This is a genomic window from Marinovum sp. E3, assembly GCF_055755275.1.
Genome location: NZ_CM146908.1, coordinates 1,575,061 through 1,596,088 on the forward strand (window position 1 = coordinate 1,575,061; position 21,028 = coordinate 1,596,088).

General features: G+C 64.6%; 21 protein-coding genes. 10 read left to right on the plus strand and 11 right to left on the minus strand.

Features of this window, described 5'->3' with window-relative positions:
* Window positions 1-84: 84 nt before the first annotated feature.
* Complete coding sequence (tkt, locus tag AC0J5K_RS07685; RefSeq protein ID WP_074835768.1) at window positions 85-2,106, minus strand: transketolase; 2,022 nt, start codon at window positions 2,104-2,106, stop codon at window positions 85-87.
* Between the two features lie 239 nt (window positions 2,107-2,345).
* Here tkt and AC0J5K_RS07690 point away from each other — a divergent pair, with 239 nt between their 5' ends.
* Window positions 2,346-2,861 carry a hypothetical protein gene (locus tag AC0J5K_RS07690; RefSeq protein ID WP_048531940.1) on the plus strand — a complete coding sequence of 172 codons (516 nt, stop codon included), beginning with the start codon at window positions 2,346-2,348 and terminating at the stop codon, window positions 2,859-2,861.
* Window positions 2,861-3,277 (plus strand): cell division protein ZapA, encoded by a 417-nt coding sequence (locus AC0J5K_RS07695; protein ID WP_274564537.1) that lies wholly within the window; start codon window positions 2,861-2,863, stop codon window positions 3,275-3,277. Before AC0J5K_RS07690 ends, AC0J5K_RS07695 begins: the two co-directional genes overlap by 1 nt.
* Window positions 3,278-3,392: 115 nt before the next feature.
* Here the strand turns inward: AC0J5K_RS07695 and grxD are convergent, their stop codons facing one another.
* The 6 genes from grxD to AC0J5K_RS07725 form a co-directional block, all read right to left on the minus strand.
* Window positions 3,393-3,755 (minus strand): Grx4 family monothiol glutaredoxin, encoded by a 363-nt coding sequence (gene grxD, locus AC0J5K_RS07700; protein ID WP_048531938.1) that lies wholly within the window; start codon window positions 3,753-3,755, stop codon window positions 3,393-3,395.
* Window positions 3,752-3,994, minus strand: a complete 243-nt coding sequence (locus AC0J5K_RS07705) for a hypothetical protein (protein WP_048531937.1) — start codon at window positions 3,992-3,994, stop codon at window positions 3,752-3,754. Before AC0J5K_RS07705 ends, grxD begins: the two co-directional genes overlap by 4 nt.
* 4 nt (window positions 3,995-3,998) lie before the next feature.
* Complete coding sequence (locus AC0J5K_RS07710) at window positions 3,999-4,229, minus strand: BolA/IbaG family iron-sulfur metabolism protein (protein WP_048531936.1); 231 nt, start codon at window positions 4,227-4,229, stop codon at window positions 3,999-4,001.
* A 70-nt stretch (window positions 4,230-4,299) separates the two neighbouring features.
* The gene (locus AC0J5K_RS07715; RefSeq protein ID WP_274564542.1) at window positions 4,300-5,169 is read right to left on the minus strand and encodes a hypothetical protein; all 870 of its coding nucleotides are present in this window, start codon (window positions 5,167-5,169) and stop codon (window positions 4,300-4,302) included.
* Window positions 5,170-5,173: 4 nt separating this feature from the next.
* Window positions 5,174-7,333 (minus strand): phosphoribosylformylglycinamidine synthase subunit PurL, encoded by a 2,160-nt coding sequence (purL, locus tag AC0J5K_RS07720; protein WP_274564544.1) that lies wholly within the window; start codon window positions 7,331-7,333, stop codon window positions 5,174-5,176.
* 339 nt (window positions 7,334-7,672) lie between these two features.
* Window positions 7,673-8,572, minus strand: coding sequence for a LysR family transcriptional regulator (locus AC0J5K_RS07725; protein ID WP_074835762.1), 900 nt, complete (start codon window positions 8,570-8,572; stop codon window positions 7,673-7,675).
* Between the two features lie 167 nt (window positions 8,573-8,739).
* Here AC0J5K_RS07725 and AC0J5K_RS07730 point away from each other — a divergent pair, with 167 nt between their 5' ends.
* The 8 genes from AC0J5K_RS07730 to AC0J5K_RS07765 all read left to right on the plus strand — a co-directional run bounded on the left by AC0J5K_RS07730 (window position 8,740) and on the right by AC0J5K_RS07765 (window position 17,623).
* Window positions 8,740-12,159, plus strand: coding sequence for an indolepyruvate ferredoxin oxidoreductase family protein (locus tag AC0J5K_RS07730; RefSeq protein WP_274564546.1), 3,420 nt, complete (start codon window positions 8,740-8,742; stop codon window positions 12,157-12,159).
* A gap of 75 nt (window positions 12,160-12,234) precedes the next feature.
* A complete protein-coding gene (locus AC0J5K_RS07735; protein WP_074835759.1) occupies window positions 12,235-13,113 on the plus strand; it encodes a lysophospholipid acyltransferase family protein in 879 nt (292 codons plus the stop codon).
* Between the two features lie 6 nt (window positions 13,114-13,119).
* Complete coding sequence (locus AC0J5K_RS07740) at window positions 13,120-13,932, plus strand: glutamate racemase (protein ID WP_048531930.1); 813 nt, start codon at window positions 13,120-13,122, stop codon at window positions 13,930-13,932.
* Window positions 13,933-14,013: 81 nt separating this feature from the next.
* Entirely contained in the window at window positions 14,014-15,042 is a 1,029-nt protein-coding gene (gene argC, locus AC0J5K_RS07745; protein WP_274564547.1) for an N-acetyl-gamma-glutamyl-phosphate reductase, read from the plus strand.
* Window positions 15,043-15,053: 11 nt separating this feature from the next.
* Complete coding sequence (ccmE, locus tag AC0J5K_RS07750; protein ID WP_048531928.1) at window positions 15,054-15,497, plus strand: cytochrome c maturation protein CcmE; 444 nt, start codon at window positions 15,054-15,056, stop codon at window positions 15,495-15,497.
* 123 nt (window positions 15,498-15,620) lie between these two features.
* Window positions 15,621-16,238: a holin-associated N-acetylmuramidase gene (locus AC0J5K_RS07755; protein ID WP_048531927.1), complete on the plus strand. Its 618-nt coding sequence runs from the start codon at window positions 15,621-15,623 to the stop codon at window positions 16,236-16,238.
* Window positions 16,229-16,771 (plus strand): holin family protein, encoded by a 543-nt coding sequence (locus tag AC0J5K_RS07760; protein WP_274564548.1) that lies wholly within the window; start codon window positions 16,229-16,231, stop codon window positions 16,769-16,771. The genes AC0J5K_RS07755 and AC0J5K_RS07760 overlap by 10 nt, the downstream gene beginning before the upstream one ends.
* 75 nt (window positions 16,772-16,846) lie before the next feature.
* A complete protein-coding gene (locus tag AC0J5K_RS07765) occupies window positions 16,847-17,623 on the plus strand; it encodes an enoyl-CoA hydratase-related protein (protein WP_074835753.1) in 777 nt (258 codons plus the stop codon).
* Window positions 17,624-17,725: 102 nt separating this feature from the next.
* On the opposite strand, the gene AC0J5K_RS07770 is transcribed toward AC0J5K_RS07765, so the two are convergent.
* The 4 genes from AC0J5K_RS07770 to AC0J5K_RS07785 are packed head-to-tail and all read right to left on the minus strand — an operon-like array spanning window position 17,726 to window position 20,731.
* Window positions 17,726-18,787: a dihydropteroate synthase gene (locus AC0J5K_RS07770; protein WP_074835751.1), complete on the minus strand. Its 1,062-nt coding sequence runs from the start codon at window positions 18,785-18,787 to the stop codon at window positions 17,726-17,728.
* Complete coding sequence (locus AC0J5K_RS07775) at window positions 18,784-19,443, minus strand: HAD family hydrolase (protein WP_274564549.1); 660 nt, start codon at window positions 19,441-19,443, stop codon at window positions 18,784-18,786. Before AC0J5K_RS07775 ends, AC0J5K_RS07770 begins: the two co-directional genes overlap by 4 nt.
* Before the next feature lie 8 nt (window positions 19,444-19,451).
* Window positions 19,452-20,381 (minus strand): methylenetetrahydrofolate reductase, encoded by a 930-nt coding sequence (locus AC0J5K_RS07780; protein ID WP_274564550.1) that lies wholly within the window; start codon window positions 20,379-20,381, stop codon window positions 19,452-19,454.
* Between the two features lie 44 nt (window positions 20,382-20,425).
* Window positions 20,426-20,731 carry a virulence factor gene (locus AC0J5K_RS07785; RefSeq protein ID WP_048531921.1) on the minus strand — a complete coding sequence of 102 codons (306 nt, stop codon included), beginning with the start codon at window positions 20,729-20,731 and terminating at the stop codon, window positions 20,426-20,428.
* Window positions 20,732-21,028 lie beyond the last annotated feature (297 nt).

Consider the following 21,028-nt stretch of genomic DNA (forward strand, 5'->3'; position numbering starts at 1 on the left):
CCGGTTGCGCAGGCAGTTCCCTGCGCGCCCGGCCCGTCCAAAGATGTACCGGCCCGGGTCGCGGGCCGGAGGAGGTGCGGGCGATCAGCCCAGCAGATCCTTGACCTTGGCGACAACCGCCTCGGCGGTGATGCCGAAATGCTCGAAAAGCTCGCCGGCCGGGGCCGAGGCGCCAAAGCTGTCCATGCCGATGAACCCGGCCTTGGCCTCGCGGCCGCGCTCGCCCAGAAGCCAGCGATCCCACCCGCCGGCCCGCATGCCGGCCTCGATGCCGACACGCACCGGGCCGCCGGGCAGGACACGTTTGCGATAGGCGTCGTCCTGCTGGGCGAAAAGCTCCATGCAGGGCATCGACACCACGCGCACGCCGATCCCCTCAGCCTGAAGGGTTTCGCGCGCCTGCATGGCGATCTCGACCTCGGAACCGGTGGCGATCAGGATGACCTCGCGCTTGCCCTCGGCATCGGCCAGCACATAGCCGCCCTGCGCGACCATGTTCTTGGTCTTGTGCTCGGTGCGCACGGTGGGCAGGCCCTGGCGGGTCAGCGACAGCACCGACGGTGTCTTCTGCTGGGTCAGCGCGATTTCCCAGGCCTCGGCGGTTTCCACCGTGTCGGCCGGGCGAAACACCAGCGTGTTGGGGGTGGCGCGCGAAATCGCCAGATGCTCGACCGGCTGGTGCGTCGGGCCGTCTTCGCCGAGGCCGATGCTGTCATGGGTCATGACATAGACCACCGGTTGCTGCATCAGCGCCGAGAGACGCATGGCGGGGCGGGCGTAATCGGTAAAGCACATGAAGGTGCCGCCATAGGGCCGCACGCCGCCATGCAGCGCCATGCCGTTCATCGCCGAGGCCATACCGTGTTCGCGGATGCCGAAATAGACATAGCGCCCGGCGCGGTTGTCCACGTCGAAGACCCCGAGATCGCCGGTCTTGGTGTTGTTCGAACCGGTCAGGTCGGCCGAGCCGCCAAGGGTCTCGGGCATGATCGGGTTGATCACCTCGAGCACCATTTCCGAGCTCTTGCGGGTCGCCGCCTTGGGCTTTTCCTCGCTGACCTGTTTCTTCAGCGCCTTGATCGTGGCCGAGAGTTTCTTGGGCGCCTCGCCGTTTTGCTGGCGCTCAAACTCTTTCTGCTTGGCGCCGGAGGCCGCGCTGAACCGCGTTTCCCAGTCGCCACGCGCCGCGGCGCCGCGCTGGCCGATCGCTTCCCAGGCGGATTTGATCTCGGCCGGCACTTCGAAGGGGCCGTAAGGCCAGTCATAGGCCTCCTTTGCGGCCGTCAACTGCTCGGGATCGGTCAGCGCGCCATGGCCCTTGGAGGTGTCCTGCGCGGCATGGCCCAGGGCGATATGGGTCTTGCAGGCGATCATCGACGGCAGATCGGATTTCTTCGCGGCGGTGATGGCGGCGTCGATTTCCTCGGGGTTGTGGCCGTCGATTTCCTGCACATGCCAGCCGGCGGCCTCGAAGCGCGCTTTCTGATCGGTGCGGTCCGACAGCGCGACCTTGCCGTCGATGGTGATGTTGTTGTCATCCCAGAAAACGGTGAGCTTGGACAGCTTCTGCCGCCCGGCAAGGCCGATGGCCTCGTGGCTGACGCCTTCCATCAGGCAGCCGTCGCCGGCGATGACATAGGTGTGGTGGTCAACCAGCTTGGCGCCGAAACGGGCGCGCTGGATCTCTTCGGCCATGGCGAAGCCGACGGAATTGGCGATGCCCTGACCCAGCGGGCCGGTTGTGGTCTCGATCGCCTTGGCGAGGAAGTTCTCGGGGTGGCCGGCGGTCTTGGCGCCCAGCTGGCGGAAGTTCTTGATCTGGTCGAGGGTGATTTCCGCATCGCCGGTCAGGTAGAGCAGCGAATAGAGCAGCATCGAACCATGGCCGGCCGAAAGGATAAAGCGGTCGCGGTCGGGCCACTCGGGGTTGGCGGCGTCGAATTTCAGGTGCTTTTCAAACAGCACGGTGGCCACGTCGGCCATGCCCATCGGCATGCCGGAATGCCCGGAATTGGCCGCATGTACCGCGTCGAGCGTCAGGGCACGGATCGCTGCCGCTTTCTTCCAATGGTCGGGATGGGCAGATTTCAGCGCGTCGATGTCCAAGGGAGCGTTCCTTCTTGAGCTGTGGTTGCCAGCTGAATAGCAGTCGGGCCGCAGAGTTCAAGGCGGCGTGAACAGTGTCGTGTAAGTGCTTGATGTCAATCGGGGCGCAATTTTCCACAGGGTTGGCTAAACTCGCCCGGAAAGACCCTGCGCGATGATTCGCTGCGGGGCCGGCAACAGGCGCCACAGGTGATACGCAAACCGCGATACGGTTGTGGCAGAAAGGAAAGGCAGGCGGTATGGCCGACATCGAGGAGTTGCAGCGCAGATTGACGGCTGCGATCGACCGGATCGGAAAAGGAGTGGAGCGGCTGGACGCGGCCAGCGAACCGCCCGAGGATCCGGTGGATATCGAGGATTTGCAGGCCAGGCTCGGCGCGTCCGAGGCGGCGCTGGAAGAAGAGCGCATCGCCGGGCAGCAGCGCGAGGAACGGATCAAGACGCTGCATGCCAAGCTCGAAGATGCCCAAGCCACGATGAAGGCGCGGATGGACGCGCAATCCGAGGCCACGGCACAGGTCGATCTCGAATTGCAAAGGCTGCGCAAGGCCAATGAGCAGCTGCGCGCCAACAACAAGGCCCTGCGCGAGGCCAACAAGGCCGGGCTGGCCGATCCGCATCTGATCAACACCGGCATGATCGCCGAGCTCGAGGCGCTCAATGCCGCCCGTTCGGCCGAAACCGCCGAGGCCGAGGCGATCGCCGCGGCCTTCAAACAGCTGTTGCCCGATGATTCCCCAAGGGAGGACGCCTGATGCCCGAAGTCACGATCACCATCGGCGGCCGCAGTTTCGACGTCGCCTGCCAGTCTGGCGAAGAGCATTTCCTGCATGCCGCCGCCGGCATGCTCGACGGCGAGGCGCGGGTGTTGTCGGATCAGATCGGCCGCCTGCCGGAATCGCGGATGCTGTTGATGGCCGGGCTGATGCTGGCCGACAAGACCGCCGGCCTCGAGGACAAGGTGCGCGAGCTCGAGGACAAGATCACCGATCTGGGCGCCGAGGCCGAGGGCCTGCGCAACAAGCCGGCGCCGGAGCCCGAGCGCATCGAGGTGCCGGTGGTGCCCGGCGCGGTTGTCGACACCCTGGCCGAACTGGCCGCGCGGGCCGAGGCCGTGGCCGAGCAGGTCGAGGCCAAAGGCCGGTCGGACGCGGCCGGTCAATCGGGCTAGCAGGACAGGGCGGGTCGATCGCACGCCACGCGTCCCGGCCTTGCGCCGGGACCTCTCCCTCGCTCCTTGCCCCGCCGGGGTCTTTCGCCGGCGCGGGGGCCGGGGCGGGCGGCGCTTAGCCGTTGGCTTCGCGGATCTTCTCGGCGGCGTCCTTGTCGAAGGCGACGCCGTTCTGCTCGAACATGGTGTCAAGTTCGCCCGACAGCGTCATCTCGGTGATGATGTCGCAGCCGCCGACAAACTCGCCCTTGACGTAGAGCTGCGGGATGGTCGGCCAGTCGGAAAACTCCTTGATGCCCTGACGCAGCCCGTCGTCGGCCAGGACGTTCACGTCCTTGAAGTTGACGCCCATGTAGTTCAGCACCCCGGCGACCCGGCTGGAAAAGCCGCATTGCGGCATTTCCTTGGTGCCCTTCATGAACAGCACGACGTCGTTTTCGGTCACGGTTTGCTGGATGTTCTCTTTGACTTCTGTCATTTGTCTTTTCCCTTCGGAATGAAGCGTTTGGCGTATTCCTGCGGATCGCGCGGCACCTTGTAAGAGCTGTCTTGCCCGCCCAGGCCCGAGGAATAATGCGAATGCAGGGTGTGATATCCGCTGCCGGGCTCGGAGCCGCGGCCGGTCTGTTTCTTGTCCTCGCGGATCGCGCGCCGGGCCAGCAGGAGGGTCACTCCGATGATGGCCAGAACCAGCACGATGATGCCGAGGAGATCCATCCCCCTAGTCCGGGGCGCGGGTGGTCAGTGCCAGCGCATGCAGCTCGCCACTGTCGAGCTTGGCACGGATGGCGGCGTTGACCGCGCGTTGCTGCTGCACGCGGTTCATGCCGCGAAAGCTCTCGTCCACCACTTCGGCCGCAAAATGCTGGCCGTCATCGCCCTGAACGATGATCTGGGCGTCGGGAAAGCTCTGGCGGATCAGCTGTTCGATTTCGGTGGCATTGATCGGCATTGAGTGTCCTTTGGTCCTTTGGTCGAAAGGTAAGTGTGGCGCGTTGGGATGGCAAGTGGCCGCCGCAGCATCAGGGATGCAGCACCCGGGCCAGCCCGCGGCTGGCGATGCGCTGCAAATCCTGGTCGTAACGCTCTGACATTGCGGTCTTTTCCCTCTGCGTCCAGGGCTGAAAGGCGGGATACTCCGGCCCCTTGGGAAAGCGGCGCAGCGCTTCGACGGTGGACTCCGGCGTGACCTGGCCCACCTCGGCCAGATAGTCGAGCGCCCGGGCCGAAAAGCCGGGATTGGCGGCGCTCTCGGGCAAGGTGATGCGGGCGCTGGCCTCGCCCATGCACCGATGCAGAACCTTGGATGCGATGGTAGGGTAATCCTCGTAGCGCCAGAGGAAAATCGGCGTGTCGCCAAGGGCTTGGCGCAAGCGCCTGACCAGTTTGAGCCAGCCGATTTCCGCCACCTCGGCGGTGCCGAGGTAATCGCAGAAGGGGCGGAAGGCATGGCCTTTCATGTGTTCCTGCCAGGACGAGACCAGAAAGCCGGCCGGGTTGCGCACCGCCATGCCGACCTGGATGTCATGGCCGGGAAAGAGGTCGAGCAGCCGTTTTACCCGCTGCGGCGCGAATTTGTAGAGCTGGCCGTCCTTGAAGGCCATGTCGGGGGCCAGAGAGGCGCTGAGGATGTTCTCGTTCATCAGCACCACGGTTTCGGCGTCTCCCGCATGTTTGTGCAGAAACCCCTCCGAGGCCAGCGCCAGCAGGTCGGGCTCGGCCCGGCCGCGCAGCAGTTCGGACAGCGGCAGCAGGGTGCCGCCGATCGGCAACGGGCCGATCACGCCGACGCCGGCCGGGGCCAGCGCCGCGCGCTGCGCCACCAGCGCGCGTTGCAAATGGGTCGAGGCGGTCTTGTGCGCGCCGATCAGAAAGGTCAGCCGGCGCCGCATCGGCTCAGCCGAAGAGCGCGGGCAGGGTGGCGCGAGAGGTTTCCCGCAATTCCGCGACAGCGGCGCTGGAAGTGCCGATGACCAGATCGCTGCCGGTGAATTTGCCGACCGTGACCAGCGGCAGATCGGCCTTGGCCGCCGCCCCCATCAGCGCCTCGGCCTGATCGAAGTTGCAGGCGATCAGATAGCGGCCCTGATCCTCGCCGAACAACCCGGTCGTGTCGGTGACCGTGAGCACCGCGCCGACGTCGCCGGCCTCGGCCATCTCATAGGTCGCCAGCGCCAGGCCACCGTCCGAGATATCGGTGCAGGCGGTGATCCAGTCGCGGTTGTCGCGGATGAAATCGCCGGCCGCCTTCTCGGCCTCGAGATCCACATGCGGCGCGTCGCCATCGGTGCGGTTGAACACCTCTGCCAGCAGCGCCGAGCGGCCCAGATGCCCCTCGGCCGCGCCCAGCATCAAGAGCACATGGCCCTCGCGCGGCACGCCGGTGATGGCGTGTTCGGCGTCGTCGATCAACCCGACCGCGCCAATGGTGGGCGTCGGCAGGATCGCGGCACCGTCGGTTTCGTTGTAGAGCGAGACATTGCCCGAGACGATCGGCATGTCGAGCGCGGCGACGGCCGCACCGATGCCCTTGATGGCGCCGACGAACTGGCCCATGATCTCGGGCTTTTCGGGGTTTCCGAAGTTGAGATTGTCGGTTGTGGCCAGGGGCTTGGCACCCACGGCGGTGAGGTTGCGATAGGCTTCGGCCACCGCCTGCTTGCCGCCTTCGACCGGGTTGGCCTGCACATAGCGCGGCGTCACGTCCGAGGTGAAGGCCAGCGCCTTGGCGGTGCCATGCACCCGGATCAGCCCGGCGCCAAAGCCCGGCGTGCGGATGGTGTCGGCCATGACTTGGCTGTCATATTGTTCGTAGACCCAATTGCGCGCGGCATAGTTGGGCGAGGCCAGAAGCGCCTTGAGCCCGTCGACACCGTCGATCTCGGGCACATCGGCCAGGGCTTCTGCGGCGGGCGTCTCGACCCAGGGCCGGTCGTATTCCGGCGCGGTCGAGGCGAGCTGCGACAGTGGCAGATCGGCCTTGGCCTCGTTGTTGTGCATGATGAGGAAACGGTCCTCGGCAATGGTCTCGCCAACGATGGCGAAATCGAGGTCCCATTTGTCAAAGACCGCCTTGGCCTCGGCCTCCTTTTCCGGGCGCAGCACCATCAACATGCGCTCCTGGCTTTCCGAGAGCATCATCTCGTAGGCGCTCATGTTCTCTTCGCGCACCGGCACATTCTCGAGGTCGAGCCGAATGCCCAGCTTGCCTTTGTCGCCCATTTCCACTGCAGAGCAGGTGAGGCCGGCGGCGCCCATGTCCTGGATCGAGATCACGGCGCCGGTCTGCATCAGCTCGAGCGTCGCCTCCATCAGGCGCTTTTCGGTAAACGGATCGCCGACCTGAACGGTGGGGCGCTTTTCCTCGATGGTGTCGTCGAACTCGGCCGAAGCCATGGTCGCGCCACCCACACCGTCGCGGCCGGTCTTGGCGCCGAGATAGACCACCGGCATGCCGACGCCCGAGGCGGCAGAGTAGAAGATACTGTCGGTCTCGGCCAGGCCTGCGGCAAAGGCGTTGACCAGACAGTTGCCATTGTAGGCCGGGTCAAAGCGCAGCTCGCCGCCGACGGTGGGCACGCCGAAGCAATTGCCATAGCCGCCGACACCTTCGACCACACCGTTGACCAGCTGTTTGGTCTTGGGGTGCGCCACCTCGCCAAAGCTGAGCGAGTTCATCGCCGCGATCGGCCGGGCGCCCATGGTAAAGACATCGCGCAGGATGCCGCCGACGCCGGTGGCCGCGCCCTGGTAGGGCTCGATATAAGACGGGTGGTTGTGGCTCTCCATCTTGAAGACCACGCATTGGCCGTCACCGATATCGACGATGCCGGCGTTTTCGCCGGGGCCGCAGATCACCTGCGGGCCGTCGGTCGGCAGGGTGCGCAGCCACTTCTTGGAGGATTTGTAGGAACAATGTTCGTTCCACATGGCGGAGAAGATGCCAAGCTCGGTAAAGCTTGGCTCACGCCCGATGATTTCGAGGATCCGATCGTATTCATCGGGGCTCAGCCCGTGTGCGGCGATCAGATCGGGCGTGATGGAAGGCTCTTGCATATCCGTAAAATCCCCAGGCTCCGGTTTGGGCTCCGTTTACGACATGGGCGTGACGGGTACAATCCGGGTTTCGCGCGCGCTCAAACCTGTTGCGCCGGATGCTCAAACTCCGGGCAGCCAAAAAAAAGGCCGAGCACTAAGCTCGGCCGAAGTCCAACAGGGAGGTATGAAGTCTGGCGCGATGCGCAATCAAACTTCATGAAGCTGAAATAAGTCGCAGGGCTGAGTCGATCAAGGGAATTAATGCCGCATGTGCAGCATAGTGGGTATGCGTTGCAGGCATACCTCACCTCGCGAGTGATCAATTCGTGGGCGTCGGGGCGGGTTGTTGGCTGTGGCTCAGACGTTCTCACGCAGCTGGCGGCGATGCGCGATGATTTCCTCCTGAACGAAATCCCTGAAAGCAGCGATACGGCGAGATTGCCGCAACTCTTCGGGATAGGCAAGGAAAACAGGGATTTCGCCGCTCTCTTCATCGGGCAGAACCCGCACGGCCCGGGGGAAATCCTCGATCACGTAATGCGGCAGAACGCCGATGCCGAGATTGTTGATCACCGCCTGAAGCACACCGAAATAGTTGTTCACGTTGAGCGTCGATTTCACGTCATAGGTCAGCAAACGCTGAACAAAGACTTGACCGGCACCTACCTGGGTAGAATCGGTCCTTTGACAGATCAACCTGTGGTTTTCCAGATCATCCAGCGATTGGGGGGTGCCATGCTGTTCGAGATATTCCGGCGACGCATAGAGCCGCATCCAGACCGACATCAGCCGCTTGCGCACGAGATCAGCCTGGCTCGGCTCTTTCATGCGGATGGCGACGTCGGCCTCGCGCATCGGCAGGTCGAGCACGCGCTCCTCGAGCATCAGGTCGATGTTGAGGTCGGGGTATTTTTCATAAAGCTTGGCCAGACGTGGCGCCAGCCAGAGCGAGCCGAAGCCGGTGGTGGTGGTCACCCGCAGGCTGCCAAAGACCTCTTCCTCGCTGTCACGGATGCGCGCGGCGGCCGCTTCGAGCCGTTTGTTCATCGACGAGGTGGCGTCGAACAGCAGCTCGCCTTGTTCGGTGAGAATCAGCCCCCGCGCGTGGCGGTGAAACAGCGTCGTGTTCAGGCTTTCTTCGAGCGCACGGATCTGCCGGCTCACCGCCGATTGCGACAGGTGAAGCACATCGCCCGCATGCGTCAGGCTGCCGGCGTCGGCAACCGCATGAAATATTCTGAGTTTATCCCAATCCATAGTCGTTTCTTTCGTGATGCCTGTCGCCTGATTTTGCAAGAAAAACCTTTATGACGCCTAGATAACGCTAACATGGCAATGTCACGAAAAATTTTCCTCGTAAGGTCAGCAATTATGACCTAATATGGCGCTATACTCTAGCACGCGCAGCACCTTGGGAGGGGTCCATGAGCCAGCAGAAAATTTCCCTGAACGACCGGTTCGATCTGACGAAATCGCCTGTCCTGTTGAACGGCACCCAGGCGCTTGTCCGGCTGATGCTGGCGCAAAAGGCGCGCGATGCAGCGGCCGGGCACAATACCGCAGGCTATGTCACCGGCTATCGCGGTTCGCCTCTGGGCGCGGTCGATCTTCAGATGAGCAAGGCGGAAAAGCTGCTGCGTGCCTCCGATGTCACCTTCAATCCCGGGCTGAACGAAGACCTGGCCGCCACCGCGCTCTGGGGCTCGCAACAGGCCGAGCTGCGCGGCGAGGGTAAATATGACGGCGTCTTCGGCCTTTGGTACGGCAAGGGGCCGGGGGTGGACCGCTCCGGCGACGTGATGCGCCATGCCAATATGGCGGGCACCTCGGCGCTGGGGGGCGTGCTGATGGCGATGGGCGACGACCACACCGGCGAAAGCTCGACCGTGCTGCACCAGTCGGAATGGGCGCTTGTCGATGCCTATATGCCGGTGGTTTCGCCGGCCGGGGTGCAGGAGATCCTTGATTACGGCCTCTACGGCTTTGCCCTGTCGCGGTTTGCCGGGCTCTGGGTCGGCCTCAAGACGATGAAGGACACCATCGAGACCACCGCCGTGGTCAATGGCGACCCGCACCGTCTGAGCTTCCGCTTGCCTGACTTCGACATGCCCGAAGGCGGTCTCAACATCCGGCTAGGCGACACGCCGCATGCCCAGGAAGCGCGGATGATCGATTACAAGCGGTTTGCCGCCGAGGCCTTTTCCCGCGCCAACCGGATGGACAAGCGCGTCTGGGGCAAGCCCGGCGCCAAGATCGGCTTTGTCGCCGCGGGCAAGAACTGGCTCGATCTGCAACATGCAATGAGCCTGCTCAACATCCACGAGGGTGAGGCCGACCGGCTGGGTATCACCACCTACAAGGTGGGCCAGACCTTCCCGCTCGACATGCATTCCTTCCACGACTGGGCCGAGGGGCTCGACCTGATCGTCATCGTCGAGGAAAAGCGCAAGTTGATCGAGGTGCAGGTCAAGGAAGCAATCTTCGACGACCGGCGGGGCCGCCGCGTCTATGGCTGGTACAAGGGCGGGGCCGGCGGCATGCACCGCGACGAGCTTTTCCCGACCCGTGGCGCGCTCGATCCGATCTGGATTGCCGAAAAACTGGGCGACATCCTGATCGAAGAAGGGCGCGGCACCGATGGCATCCGCGCCGGGCTCGACGCGCTGCGCCAGGCCCGCGCCGGCGACAACGCCCAGGAGATCGCGGCGCGGCTGCCCTATTACTGCGCCGGCTGTCCGCACAACACCTCGACCAAGGTGCCCGACGGCAGCCGGGCCTATGCCGGCATCGGCTGTCACTACATGGTGCAATGGATGGACCGCCAGACCACTGGCTTTACGCATATGGGGGCCGAGGGCGCGAACTGGATCGGCGAGGCGCCGTTTTCCAACACCAACCACGTGTTCCAGAACCTCGGCGACGGCACCTACAACCACTCCGGGTCGCTGGCGATCCGCGCCGCCTTGGCGGCAGGGACGAATATCACCTACAAGATCCTCTACAATGACGCCGTCGCCATGACCGGCGGCCAGCCCAACGAGGGCGACCTTAGCCCCTATCGCATCGTGCGCGAATTGCAGGCGATGGGCGTGAACAAGGTTTTCGTGGTTTACGACCAGAAAGAAGACGTCGATCTCGAGAAATTTCCCAAGGGCGTGGAAATTCAGGAGCGCGACGAGATGGAGAACGTCCAGACCCGGTGCCGCGAGATCGAAGGCGTGTCGGCCATCGTCTATATCCAGACCTGTGCTGCCGAGAAGCGCCGCCGGCGCAAGCGCGGCAAGTTCCCCGATCCCGACAGGCGGGTGTTCATCAACACCGACGTCTGCGAGGGTTGCGGCGATTGCGGCGTGCAGTCGAACTGCGTCGCCATCGTGCCGGAAGAGACCGAACTTGGCCGCAAACGGGCCATCGACCAATCGGCCTGCAACAAGGATTTCACTTGTCTGAAAGGGTTTTGCCCGTCGTTCCTCACGTTGGAAGGGGCCAAGGTGAAAAAGGGTGCCACGCGCGAGCTTGACCTGCCGGACCTGCCGCAACCCGAATTGCCGGCGATCAACGGCACCCACAACGTGGTGATCACCGGCGTCGGCGGCACCGGCGTGGTGACCATCGGCGCGGTGATGGCCCAGGCCGCCCAGCTTGACGGCAAGGGCGCCGGCATGATGGAAATGGCCGGCCTTGCGCAGAAGGGCGGCGCCGTGGCGATCCATTGCCGGCTGGCGGAAAAACCCGCTGATATCAGCGCGATCCGTGTCGCAACCGGCGAGATGGATGCGCTGATCGGCGGTGATCTGGTGGTCTCGGCCGGGGCCAAGACCATCGGCCTGATGCGCAGCGGGCGCACCGGCGGCGTGGTCAACAGCCATGAAATCATCACCGGCGACTTTACCAGAAATACGGAATTTTCCATTCCGTCCGACAGGTTGCAGCTCGCTCTTGAGGCGCGGCTCAAAGATCGGCTGACGATGTTCGACGCATCGGAACTGGCCCGCGCGGTGATGGGCGACTCGATCTATTCCAACATGATCCTGTTTGGCGCCGCCTGGCAGAAAGGCCTCGTGCCGCTCAGCCATGCGTCCATCCTTCAGGCGGTCGAGATGAACGGCCAGGCGGTCGAGCGCAACCAGCGCGCTTTCGAAATCGGGCGCTGGGCTGCGCTGTACCCGCAAGAGGCCGACGAGATGGCCAAACCCAGGGTGGTCGAGCTGCCCAAATCTCTGGAAGAGCGCATCGCCTTCCGCGCCGATCATCTCACCCGGTATCAGGGCAATCGGCTGGCCAAGCGCTATCGCGGCCGCGTCGATGCAATCGAGGACGAGGCGCTGCGCGAGGCGGTGGCGCTCGGCTATCACAAGCTGCTGGCCTACAAGGACGAATATGAAGTGGCGCGGCTGCTGATCGACAGCCGGGAAAAGGCCAAAGGCACTTTTGAGGGTGAGTTCAAGATGCGCCTGCACATGGCCCCGCCGATCCTGAGCAAGGCGGGCCCCGACGGCCGCCCGAAAAAGCGCGAGTTCGGCGAATGGCTGCTTGGGCCGATGAAAATCCTCGCCAAGCTCAAAGGGTTGCGCGGCACGCCGCTGGATGTCTTTGGCTATTCAGCGGATCGCCGCTTGGAACGCGCCCTGATCACGCAATACGAGCGCGACCTGGACGAGGTTCTGCCCGGTCTGACGGCCAATGCCCGCGACGCCATCATCGCGCTGGCGCGGCTGCCGCTCGATATTCGCGGCTTTGGCCCGGTCAAGGCGGCCAATGAAGCCAAGGCGGCCAAGCGCCGCGAAGAGCTTCTGGCGGTGATCCGCGCGGGCGGGCCCGAACTGCGCAAGGCAGCCGAATGAGCCCACGCGGTTTTGCTTTGAAGCGGGCAGGAAAGGGATGTAAACAGGCCGAAAACCCCTGACAAAGGTCTTGCCATGCAGAGCAAGCGGCAGGTCGCCAGAGACATCTCTTATGCCTATTCCGCCGAGACCCGTGGCGGCCGCGCCATGATCCGGCTGATGGAAAATGCCACCGGCCGGCTTGGCCTGATCAAGCGTGCCGATGGCTATGAGCTGGCCGTCGCCGATGGCGAGGATTTCTGGCAGGTCATGGTCGAACGTTACGGTCTGGGGCTGGAGGTGACGCGCGGCGCGCTGGACAATATCCCCAGGGACGGCCCGCTGATCGTTATTGCCAATCATCCCTACGGCATTCTCGACGGGCTGATGCTGGGCCATATCCTGTCGGTGGTGCGGGGCGATTTCCGCATCATGGCGCACAAGATTTTCCGCAAGGCCTCCGAGCTCGACCGGATTATCCTGCCGGTCGATTTCTCGGAATCCAAGGAGGCGATGCGCACCAATATCGAGACCCGCAAGGCCTCGCTGGCCTATCTGGCCGAGGGCGGCGCCATCGGCATCTTTCCCGGCGGTACGGTTTCGACCGCGGTCAAACCGTTCAGGCGGCCGATGGATCCGGGGTGGCGCACCTTTACCGCGCGGATGATCGCGAAATCCGATGCGGCGGTGGTGCCGATCTATTTCGATGGCCACACCTCGCGGCTGTTCCAGCTGGCCAGCCATCTGCACAACACCCTGCGCATGGGGCTGCTGATCCAGGAGTTTCGGCGGCGGGTCAACACCCCGGTGCGGGTGGCGATCGGCGAGCCGATCCCGCGTGCGGAGTTGCAGGCCCGCGCCAAGGATGGGCGGGCAATGATGGATTTCCTGCGCAAAGCCACGTATGAGCTGTCTCCGACACCTTTGGAATCCTATGATTACGGGTTCGAGTTCGAGGAGCGGCACAGGTCGTAAGCGCTGATGGCAGTTGGAATTTTCGATAGCGGCCTCGGGGGGCTGACGGTCTGGGACGCGGTGGCGAGGCGGCTGCCGGAGGTGCCCTTTGTCTATTATGCGGATTCGGCGCATGCGCCTTATGGCGTGCGCACGGTGGATGACATCCACGATCTCACCCGCGCCGGCGTGACCCGTCTCTGGGATGAGGGCTGCGATCTGGTGATCCTCGCCTGCAACACCGCCAGCGCCGCCGCGCTGCGCCGGATGCAAGAGGCCGGCGTGCCGCAGGGCAAGCGGGTGCTCGGCGTCTTTGTGCCGCTGATCGAGGCCATGACCGAGCGAAACTGGGGCGACCAGTCGCCGCCGCGCGAAGTCGCGATCAAGCACGTGGCGCTCTTTGCCACGCCGGCCACCGTATCGAGCCGGGCTTTTCAGCGCGAATTGGCCTTTCGCGCCATAGGGGTAGACGTCGAAGCTCAGGCTTGCGGCGGCGTGGTCGACGCCATTGAAGAAGGCGATCTGATCCTTGCCGAAGCGCTGGTGCGCAGCCATGTCGAAGCGCTTAGGCGTAAGATGCCTGGGCCGCAGGCGGCGGTGTTGGGATGCACCCATTATCCGCTTCTGGCCGAGATTTTTCAGCAGTCCCTGGGCCCCGATGTCAAGGTGTTCAGCCAGGCCGATATCGTCGCCGAGAGCCTCGCGGATTACCTGCATCGCCATCCGCAAATGGTTGGCGATGCCGGAGAAACCCGCTTTCTGACCACCGGCGATCCGCGCCGGGTGAGCGATGGCGCCACGCGGTTTCTGCGACGAAAGATCGACTTCGTCAAAGCCTGACCGTGATCCAATGCACGCGCGGCGACGGCCCTGACCGCAGGCCTCGTGCGGCACATTCATACCCTTGTGGGAGATCTTGATATGACAAAGAAAATCGCAATCCTCGGCGCGTCGGGGTATACCGGGGCAGAGCTGGTCCGGCTGATCGCCACCCATCCCGATATGGAAATCGCCGCGCTTGCGGCCGAGCGCAAGGCCGGCCTGAAGATGGCCGATGTCTTCCCGCATCTGCGCCATCTCGATCTGCCCGATCTGGTCAGGATCGACGAGATCGACTTTGCCGGCATCGACCTGTGTTTCTGCGCCCTGCCGCACAAGACCAGCCAGGAGGTGATCCGCGATCTGCCGCGCGACCTCAAGATCGTCGATCTGTCCGCCGATTTCCGGCTGCGTGATCCGGCGGCCTATGAAAAATGGTACGGCAACGCCCACGCCGCGGTCGAGATGCAGGGCGAGGCGGTCTATGGCCTTACCGAGTTCTACCGCAACGACATCCGCGCCGCGCGGCTGGTGGCCGGCACCGGATGTAATGCCGCGACCGGCCAGTTTGCCCTGCGGCCGTTGATTTCCGCCGGGGTGATCGGGCTGGACGACATCATCCTCGACATGAAATGTGCCGTTTCGGGCGCCGGGCGCAGTCTCAAGGAAAACCTGCTGCATGCCGAGCTGTCCGAGGGGTACAATGCCTATGCGGTCGGCGGCACACACCGGCATCTGGGCGAATTCGATCAGGAATTCTCGGCACTTGCCGGCCGCGAGGTCAAGGTCCAGTTTACTCCGCACCTGATCCCGGCCAATCGCGGCATTCTGGCCACCGGCTATGTCAGCGGCGATGCGGCCCAGGTGCATGAGACCTTTGCCAAGGCTTATGCCGATGAGCCCTTTGTCGAGGTGCTGCCGTTTGGCCAGACCCCGAGCACCCATCACGTGCGCGGCTCGAACTTCGTGCATGTCGGTGTCACCGGCGACCGCATCGCGGGGCGGGCGATCCTTATTGTCGCACTGGACAATTTGACCAAGGGCTCCTCTGGACAAGCGCTTCAGAATGCCAATCTTATGCTTGGGCTGGAAGAAACCGCCGGGCTGATGATGGCGCCGCTGTTTCCATAGGGAGGTCGCTGATGAGAAACCTGAAAAAACAACGCCGTATTCAGGTGATCGCCGTGGCAGCGGTGGCGCTTGTGCTGGCCACCGGGCTGATCGGCTATGCCATGCGCGACGGGATCAACTTCTTCCGCTCGCCGTCGCAAGTGGTTGCCGATCCGCCGCGCGAAACCGAGGTGTTCCGCATCGGCGGGCTGGTCGAAGCCGGCTCGCTGCAACAGGGGCAGGACAACCGGATCGATTTCAAGGTGACCGATGGCAACGCCGTCGTGCCGGTCAGCTATCAGGGCATCCTGCCCGACCTCTTTGCCGAGAATCAGGGCATGGTGGGCACCGGGAAATACATCAACGGAACCTTTGAGGCCTCTGAAATCCTTGCCAAACACGATGAGACCTACATGCCGCGAGAGGTGGTGGACGCGCTCAAGGAGCAAGGTGTCTACCAAGAGCCGGAGGGCTGATTTGCCCGCGCCGGCATCCGGCGTGGTGTGCGGCCGCCGGATGTTGCACCGCACGCTGGCATGAGCCTGCGTTAACCCCGTCCTGCCCAGACTTGTCGCGTCAACAGCGCAAGCGAGGCAGAGATGCTGCAACATTCGGTCCGGCAGATTGCCGATGAGATCATCGCCCGCGAGGGCGGCTATGTGAACGACCCCGACGATCCCGGCGGCGCTACCAAGCACGGTGTCACCATTCACACCCTGCGCCGGCTCGGGCTCGATCTCGACGGTGACGGCGCGGTGACAACGGCCGATGTCCGCCGGCTGACCCAGGAGCAGGCGGTGGATATCTTCATCCGCCATTACTTCATTCGGCCCGGCATCGCGAAACTGCCCGAAAGCATTCAGGCCAGCGCCTTTGACATGTATGTCAACGCCGGCGCCAATGCGGTCAAGATCCTCCAGCGGCTGCTGTGCGACATGGGCCAGAAGATCGCCGTCGACGGCGTGATCGGCCCGCAGACCGCCGCCGCCGCCGCCCGGGCCGAACGGGCCGGCCCGCGCCATTTCGCCGACGCCTATGGCATTGCCCGGCGCAACTACTATTTCCGTCTCGCCGACCGGCGCCCGGCCAGCCGCAAATATGCCCGCACGCGGGCCGGCGGCAAGGGAGGCTGGATCCGGCGGGCCGAGGATTTCATCTCGCCGCGCTATCACCTGACAGATGCGGAATTCGGCCGGAGGGTGGCGGCATGGGGCTGATCGAACGGGCCCTGTCGCTTGTCTTTGGCGGCGGCCGCAATGCCCTGGTCGAAACGGTCGAGGTGTTTCGCGAGAATGCCGAAAAGGGCGCCGCGCGCGAGGTGACGCTGCACCAGGCGACGCTGGCGCAATTTGGCAAGGAGTTCCGCCGCGACCGGCGCGGCTGGTTCGACCGGCTGATGGATGCGGTGAACCGGCTGCCGCGGCCGGCGATGGCGATGGGCACGCTGGGCCTCTTCGTGGCGGCGATGGCCGATCCGATCTGGTTCGCGGCCCGGATGCAGGGCATCGCCCTGGTGCCAGAGCCTTTGTGGTGGCTGCTCGGGGCCATCGTCAGCTTCTATTTCGGCGCCCGCCACCAGGCCAAGGGCCAGGCGTTCCGGCGCGAGCTGGCGCAGACCGTCGCGCAGGTGCCGCAGGTGGTCGACAATCTGCGCCGGCTTGACGACATGCAGGCGCCGGATGCGCCCGACCCCTCTGCGGGCGCCGGTGACAACCCGGCGCTTGAGGCCTGGCGCCGAGAGGCGGCGTGACGCCGCGTTTGCTCTGGCCTCGGACCTGCCATTGCGCCAGTCTCGCGCCGACAGCAAACACCAGGGCCGCGAGACATGAACTACGAAGCCATCACCCTCGAGATTTCCGACGACATCGCCGTACTCACGCTGAACCGCGCCGATGTGATGAACGCGCTCAACACCCAGATGCGCGCCGAGATCACCGATGCCGTGCGGGCGGCGGGCGAAACGGCCCGCGTGCTGGTGATGACCGGGGCCGGGCCCTCCTTCTGCTCTGGCCAGGATCTGGGCGATGCCAGCTCTGCCGCCAAGCTCGATCTGGAGCGGGTGCTGCGCGATGAATATGTGCCGATGCTGCGCGCGATCTTCGATTGCCCGATCCCGACGATCTGCGCCGTCAACGGCCCGGCCGCCGGGGCCGGCGCCAATCTCGCGCTGGCGGCGGATGTGGTTATTGCCACCGAGAGCGCCTTTTTCCTCCAGGCCTTCACCCGCATCGGCCTGATCCCCGACGCCGGCGGCACCTATTGGCTGCCGCGTCAGATGGGCGCCGCCAAGGCGATGGGCGCGGCGCTGTTCGCCGACCGGATCAGCGCGCAGCAGGCCAGCGATTGGGGCATGATCTGGGAAGCGGTCGAGGATGACGCCTTTGCCGCCCATTGGAAAGCCCGCGCCGCCCATCTCGCCAAGGGCCCGACCGAAGCCTACCGGCACGTCAAGACCGCGATCCGCAGCTCGTTCGACAATCCGCTCGACGACCAGCTCCTGCTCGAGGCCCGGCTGCAAGGCAAATGCGGCCAGACCCGCGACTTCAAGGAGGGTGTTCTGGCCTTCATGGAAAAGCGCCCGGCGCAATACGAAGGCCGCTGACCGCCCGAACCCGAAAGGGGCGCCGACCTCGGCCAGCGCCCCTGATTTCCTCTTGCTCGAAATACCTCGGGGAGCGCGAGGGGCTGGCCCCTCGCTCCGCCCTCAGGCCCGGCGCCGGCGGCCGCCGCTGCGGCCGGCCCGGCCGCGGCCTTCCTGGCCGGCTTTCGGCGCCACCTTGTTGAACGCGATCCAGGCGCCGCCATGGGCGTCGTTGTCGGTCAGCAGGTTGGCGGCGCGAATGGCCTCCATCTCCTTGCCGGGGCGCACCTTGGTCGAGCCGAGGCCAAAGAGCGTCACGAAGGTCTCGTCGTCCATCCCCTCGGGCAGAACGAGTCCGGCGGCAGCCACTTCCGCCTTCTTTTCGGCGATCCTGGCCTGGGTTACCGGCATCTGGACCGGGTTCATGATGGCGCTGGTCATGCCGGCGCCCATGGCCATCGGCAGGAAGGCGTTGTTGATGCCATGCCGGTTGGGCAGGCCGAACGAGATGTTCGAGGCGCCGCAGGTGGTGTTGACCCCCAGTTCGTCGCGCAACCGGCGCACCAGGGTAAAGACCTGCTTGCCCGCCGTCGCCATGGCGCCGATCGGCATCACCAGCGGGTCGACCACGATGTCATGCGCCGGAATGCCGAAATCGGCGGCGCGCTCGACGATCTTCCTGGCGACCGCAAAGCGCACGTCGGGATCCTCGGAAATGCCGGTGTCGTCGTTCGAGATCGCCACCACCGGCACGTTGTATTTCTTGACCAGCGGCAGCACCAGCTCCAGCCGCTCCTCCTCGCCGGTGACCGAGTTCAGCAGCGGCCGACCTTCGGCAGCGGCCAGGCCGGCCTCGAGCGCGCCCGGCACCGAGCTGTCGATACAGAGCGGCACGTCGACGAGGCCCTGCACCAGCTCGATGATCTTGGTCATCAGCGGCGGCTCGGTCTCGTTCGGGTTGGGGTTGGAGTTGTAGACCACCCCGGCGTTGATATCGAGGATATTGGCCCCGGCGGCGACTTGCGCCAGCGCGTCGGTCTCGACGGTCGAGAAATCGCCGGCCTCCAGCTCGGCGGCCAGCTTCTTGCGGCCGGTGGGGTTGATCCGTTCGCCAATGACGCAGAACGGCTCGTCAAAGCCCAAGACGGCGGTTTTGGTTTTCGACTCGACGATGGTGCGCGTCATGCGGCTACTCCTTTGAAGCGCTTCAGGACATCTGACAGCGCGGGATCGGTGAAATCTTGCAGGGTGACATGCGCCCCGGCCTGGCGCAGGCTGTGGTCGTCCAGACCCGAGCGGATGCCCACGGTATAGGCCCCCGAGCTGCGCGCCGCGCGGGTGCCCGAGGGGCTGTCTTCGAAGGCCACCGCCTGATCAGGGGTGACGCCCAACTGGCGCATGGCCTCCTGATAGGGATAGGGATCGGGTTTGCCCCTGGGGCATTCCTCGCCGATCACGATCACCTCGAAATGCTGGCGCAGCCCGATCGCGCCCAGCATCGCTTCGGCATTGAGCCGCATGGCATTGGTGACGATGGCGCGCGGCCAATCCTCGGCCACCGCCTGCGCCACCAGCGCCTCGACCCCCGGCATGGCCGGATAGGGCCGCGGCAGGCGCGCGCGGAACTGCGCTTCCTTCCAGTCCGACAGGCCCTGGTGGTCGGGCTCGTCGGGCAGGAATTCGGCATAGATATCGACGTTCAGGCGGCCGTGCATATGTGTCATGTATTCCGCGTCCGCCAGCTCCATGCCACGCGCTGCCCACATCTCCTTGTAGACCTGAAGATGGATCGGATCCGAATTGAGCATCGTTCCGTCGAGATCGAAAAGCAACGCGGGCATGTCTGTCCTCAGGTCTGGCTGGCGGGGCGGGTGGCCGCGCCGCCGTGGTCGATGGCCCAGGTGGCATTGGCCTTGATCCCGCCCAGCGGGAAGAAATGCACCTGTTCGATGTTGAATTCCGGGTGGCGGGCCTTGTGCAGCGCCAGCTCGGTGACGACGTCGGTGGGCTCATAAGGCAGCAGCAGCTTGGAGACATCCATCGCCCGCTTTTGCAGCACTTTCAGCGACGGGCCGACACCGCAGGCGATGGCGAACTTGATCAGGGTTTGCAGCTTGGCCGGGCCGGCGATGCCGATGTGGATCGGCAGGGTGATGCCGGCCTCGCGCAGCGCGTCGGCCCAGGCGATGATCGGCCCGGCCTCGAAGGCGAACTGGGTGGCCAGCGCCATCTCGGCGTCGGTGGTCTCGTTGAACTTGTTCTTCCAGCGCAGCGCCGCTTCGACATTGGCCGAGCCGCCGTCGGGATCGATGTCGCGGTTGCCCTCGGGGTGGCCCGCGACATGCAGACGCTTGAAGCCCGCCTTGTCGAAGAGACCGGTTTCCAGGAGCTGGATCGAGCTGTCGAAGTCACCGACCGGCGTCGTGACGCCCCCGGCCAGCAGCAGCGCCTGGTCGACGCCGGCCTCGCCGCGGTACATGGCCAGCCAGTTTTCCAGCGTCGCGCGGTCCTTGATGATGCGCGCCGGGAAATGCGGCATCACCGGATAGCCCTCGTCGGCCAGCCGGCGGGCGGTGGCAACCATGTCCTCGATCGGCGTGCCGTCGATATGGGCGATATAGACCCGGGTGCCCGGTGCCAGCAGGTCGCGAAAGCTCTCGACCTTTTCGGCGGTGCGGGGCATCACTTCGATGGAATAGCCTTGCAGAAAGGCCTCGACCTCGGCGGCGGCCGGACGATCTGGCGCTGTGTCGCGCTTCTTGAAACTGAGCAGGGCCATCGCGGCCTCCCATAGCTTGTGTGGCGTCATCGGGTCGGGCCGCCTTAGCCGGCAGTTGCCCATCCGTCGTTGGCAATGAGAGCCTTGATCCTGTCACGATCATACTCCGCCTCGAGCCGCGCCGCTTCCTGCGCGGCCACCTCCGAGGCATCGCCCTCAACCGGATAGGGGGCGGCCTTGCGCCATTCGGCCAGATAATCATCCGTGCCGTCGGCGCCAACCTTCATTGCAGCCCTGTCGATGGCCTGTTCGAACCGCTCCGGCAGCTGGACCTTGGCAGCCCGGCGACCCTTGCCGACGATGACCTGCGCCGGAATATCCCGCCAGTAGACCACTGTCACATCAACCATGCGATTCCCCTTCTCCGATGGACCCTGAATAGATCAGGGGGGCCGGGTGCCACGTCTCAATTTCGACAATTGACCGCGTCCGAGCGACGCCGGATGCGCCCGAACTCTGGATAAAGGCAGGAGGCGCCAAGGGAAACCCTGAAGCCCGCTCATAATACTCATGCAGATGATGAGCCGGGCTCAATGCCGATTTCCCGGGCGAGAGGCCGCCTTGTTGACGATCGCATGACAGGGTGGCTTGCGCGAAGCCGGGCGCGCGCCTATCCTCGGAAGCAACACGATACTCGGAGGGCGTTA

Bases quoted from the DNA above. Each gene is read 5' to 3' on its own strand.
- AC0J5K_RS07770 (WP_074835751.1), bottom strand. From the start codon at position 18,787: ATGACGCGCACCATCGTCGAGTCGAAAACCAAAACCGCCGTCTTGGGC.
- AC0J5K_RS07690 (WP_048531940.1), top strand. From the start codon at position 2,346: ATGGCCGACATCGAGGAGTTGCAGCGCAGATTGACGGCTGCGATCGAC.
- AC0J5K_RS07735 (WP_074835759.1), top strand. From the start codon at position 12,235: ATGCAGAGCAAGCGGCAGGTCGCCAGAGACATCTCTTATGCCTATTCC.
- AC0J5K_RS07710 (WP_048531936.1), bottom strand. From the start codon at position 4,229: ATGCCGATCAATGCCACCGAAATCGAACAGCTGATCCGCCAGAGCTTT.
- AC0J5K_RS07730 (WP_274564546.1), top strand. From the start codon at position 8,740: ATGAGCCAGCAGAAAATTTCCCTGAACGACCGGTTCGATCTGACGAAA.
- grxD (WP_048531938.1), bottom strand. From the start codon at position 3,755: ATGACAGAAGTCAAAGAGAACATCCAGCAAACCGTGACCGAAAACGAC.
- AC0J5K_RS07760 (WP_274564548.1), top strand. From the start codon at position 16,229: ATGGGGCTGATCGAACGGGCCCTGTCGCTTGTCTTTGGCGGCGGCCGC.
- AC0J5K_RS07765 (WP_074835753.1), top strand. From the start codon at position 16,847: ATGAACTACGAAGCCATCACCCTCGAGATTTCCGACGACATCGCCGTA.
- ccmE (WP_048531928.1), top strand. From the start codon at position 15,054: ATGAGAAACCTGAAAAAACAACGCCGTATTCAGGTGATCGCCGTGGCA.
- purL (WP_274564544.1), bottom strand. From the start codon at position 7,333: ATGCAAGAGCCTTCCATCACGCCCGATCTGATCGCCGCACACGGGCTG.
- AC0J5K_RS07785 (WP_048531921.1), bottom strand. From the start codon at position 20,731: ATGGTTGATGTGACAGTGGTCTACTGGCGGGATATTCCGGCGCAGGTC.
- argC (WP_274564547.1), top strand. From the start codon at position 14,014: ATGACAAAGAAAATCGCAATCCTCGGCGCGTCGGGGTATACCGGGGCA.
- AC0J5K_RS07740 (WP_048531930.1), top strand. From the start codon at position 13,120: ATGGCAGTTGGAATTTTCGATAGCGGCCTCGGGGGGCTGACGGTCTGG.
- AC0J5K_RS07725 (WP_074835762.1), bottom strand. From the start codon at position 8,572: ATGGATTGGGATAAACTCAGAATATTTCATGCGGTTGCCGACGCCGGC.
- AC0J5K_RS07695 (WP_274564537.1), top strand. From the start codon at position 2,861: ATGCCCGAAGTCACGATCACCATCGGCGGCCGCAGTTTCGACGTCGCC.
- AC0J5K_RS07715 (WP_274564542.1), bottom strand. From the start codon at position 5,169: ATGCGGCGCCGGCTGACCTTTCTGATCGGCGCGCACAAGACCGCCTCG.
- AC0J5K_RS07775 (WP_274564549.1), bottom strand. From the start codon at position 19,443: ATGCCCGCGTTGCTTTTCGATCTCGACGGAACGATGCTCAATTCGGAT.
- AC0J5K_RS07755 (WP_048531927.1), top strand. From the start codon at position 15,621: ATGCTGCAACATTCGGTCCGGCAGATTGCCGATGAGATCATCGCCCGC.
- AC0J5K_RS07780 (WP_274564550.1), bottom strand. From the start codon at position 20,381: ATGGCCCTGCTCAGTTTCAAGAAGCGCGACACAGCGCCAGATCGTCCG.
- AC0J5K_RS07705 (WP_048531937.1), bottom strand. From the start codon at position 3,994: ATGGATCTCCTCGGCATCATCGTGCTGGTTCTGGCCATCATCGGAGTG.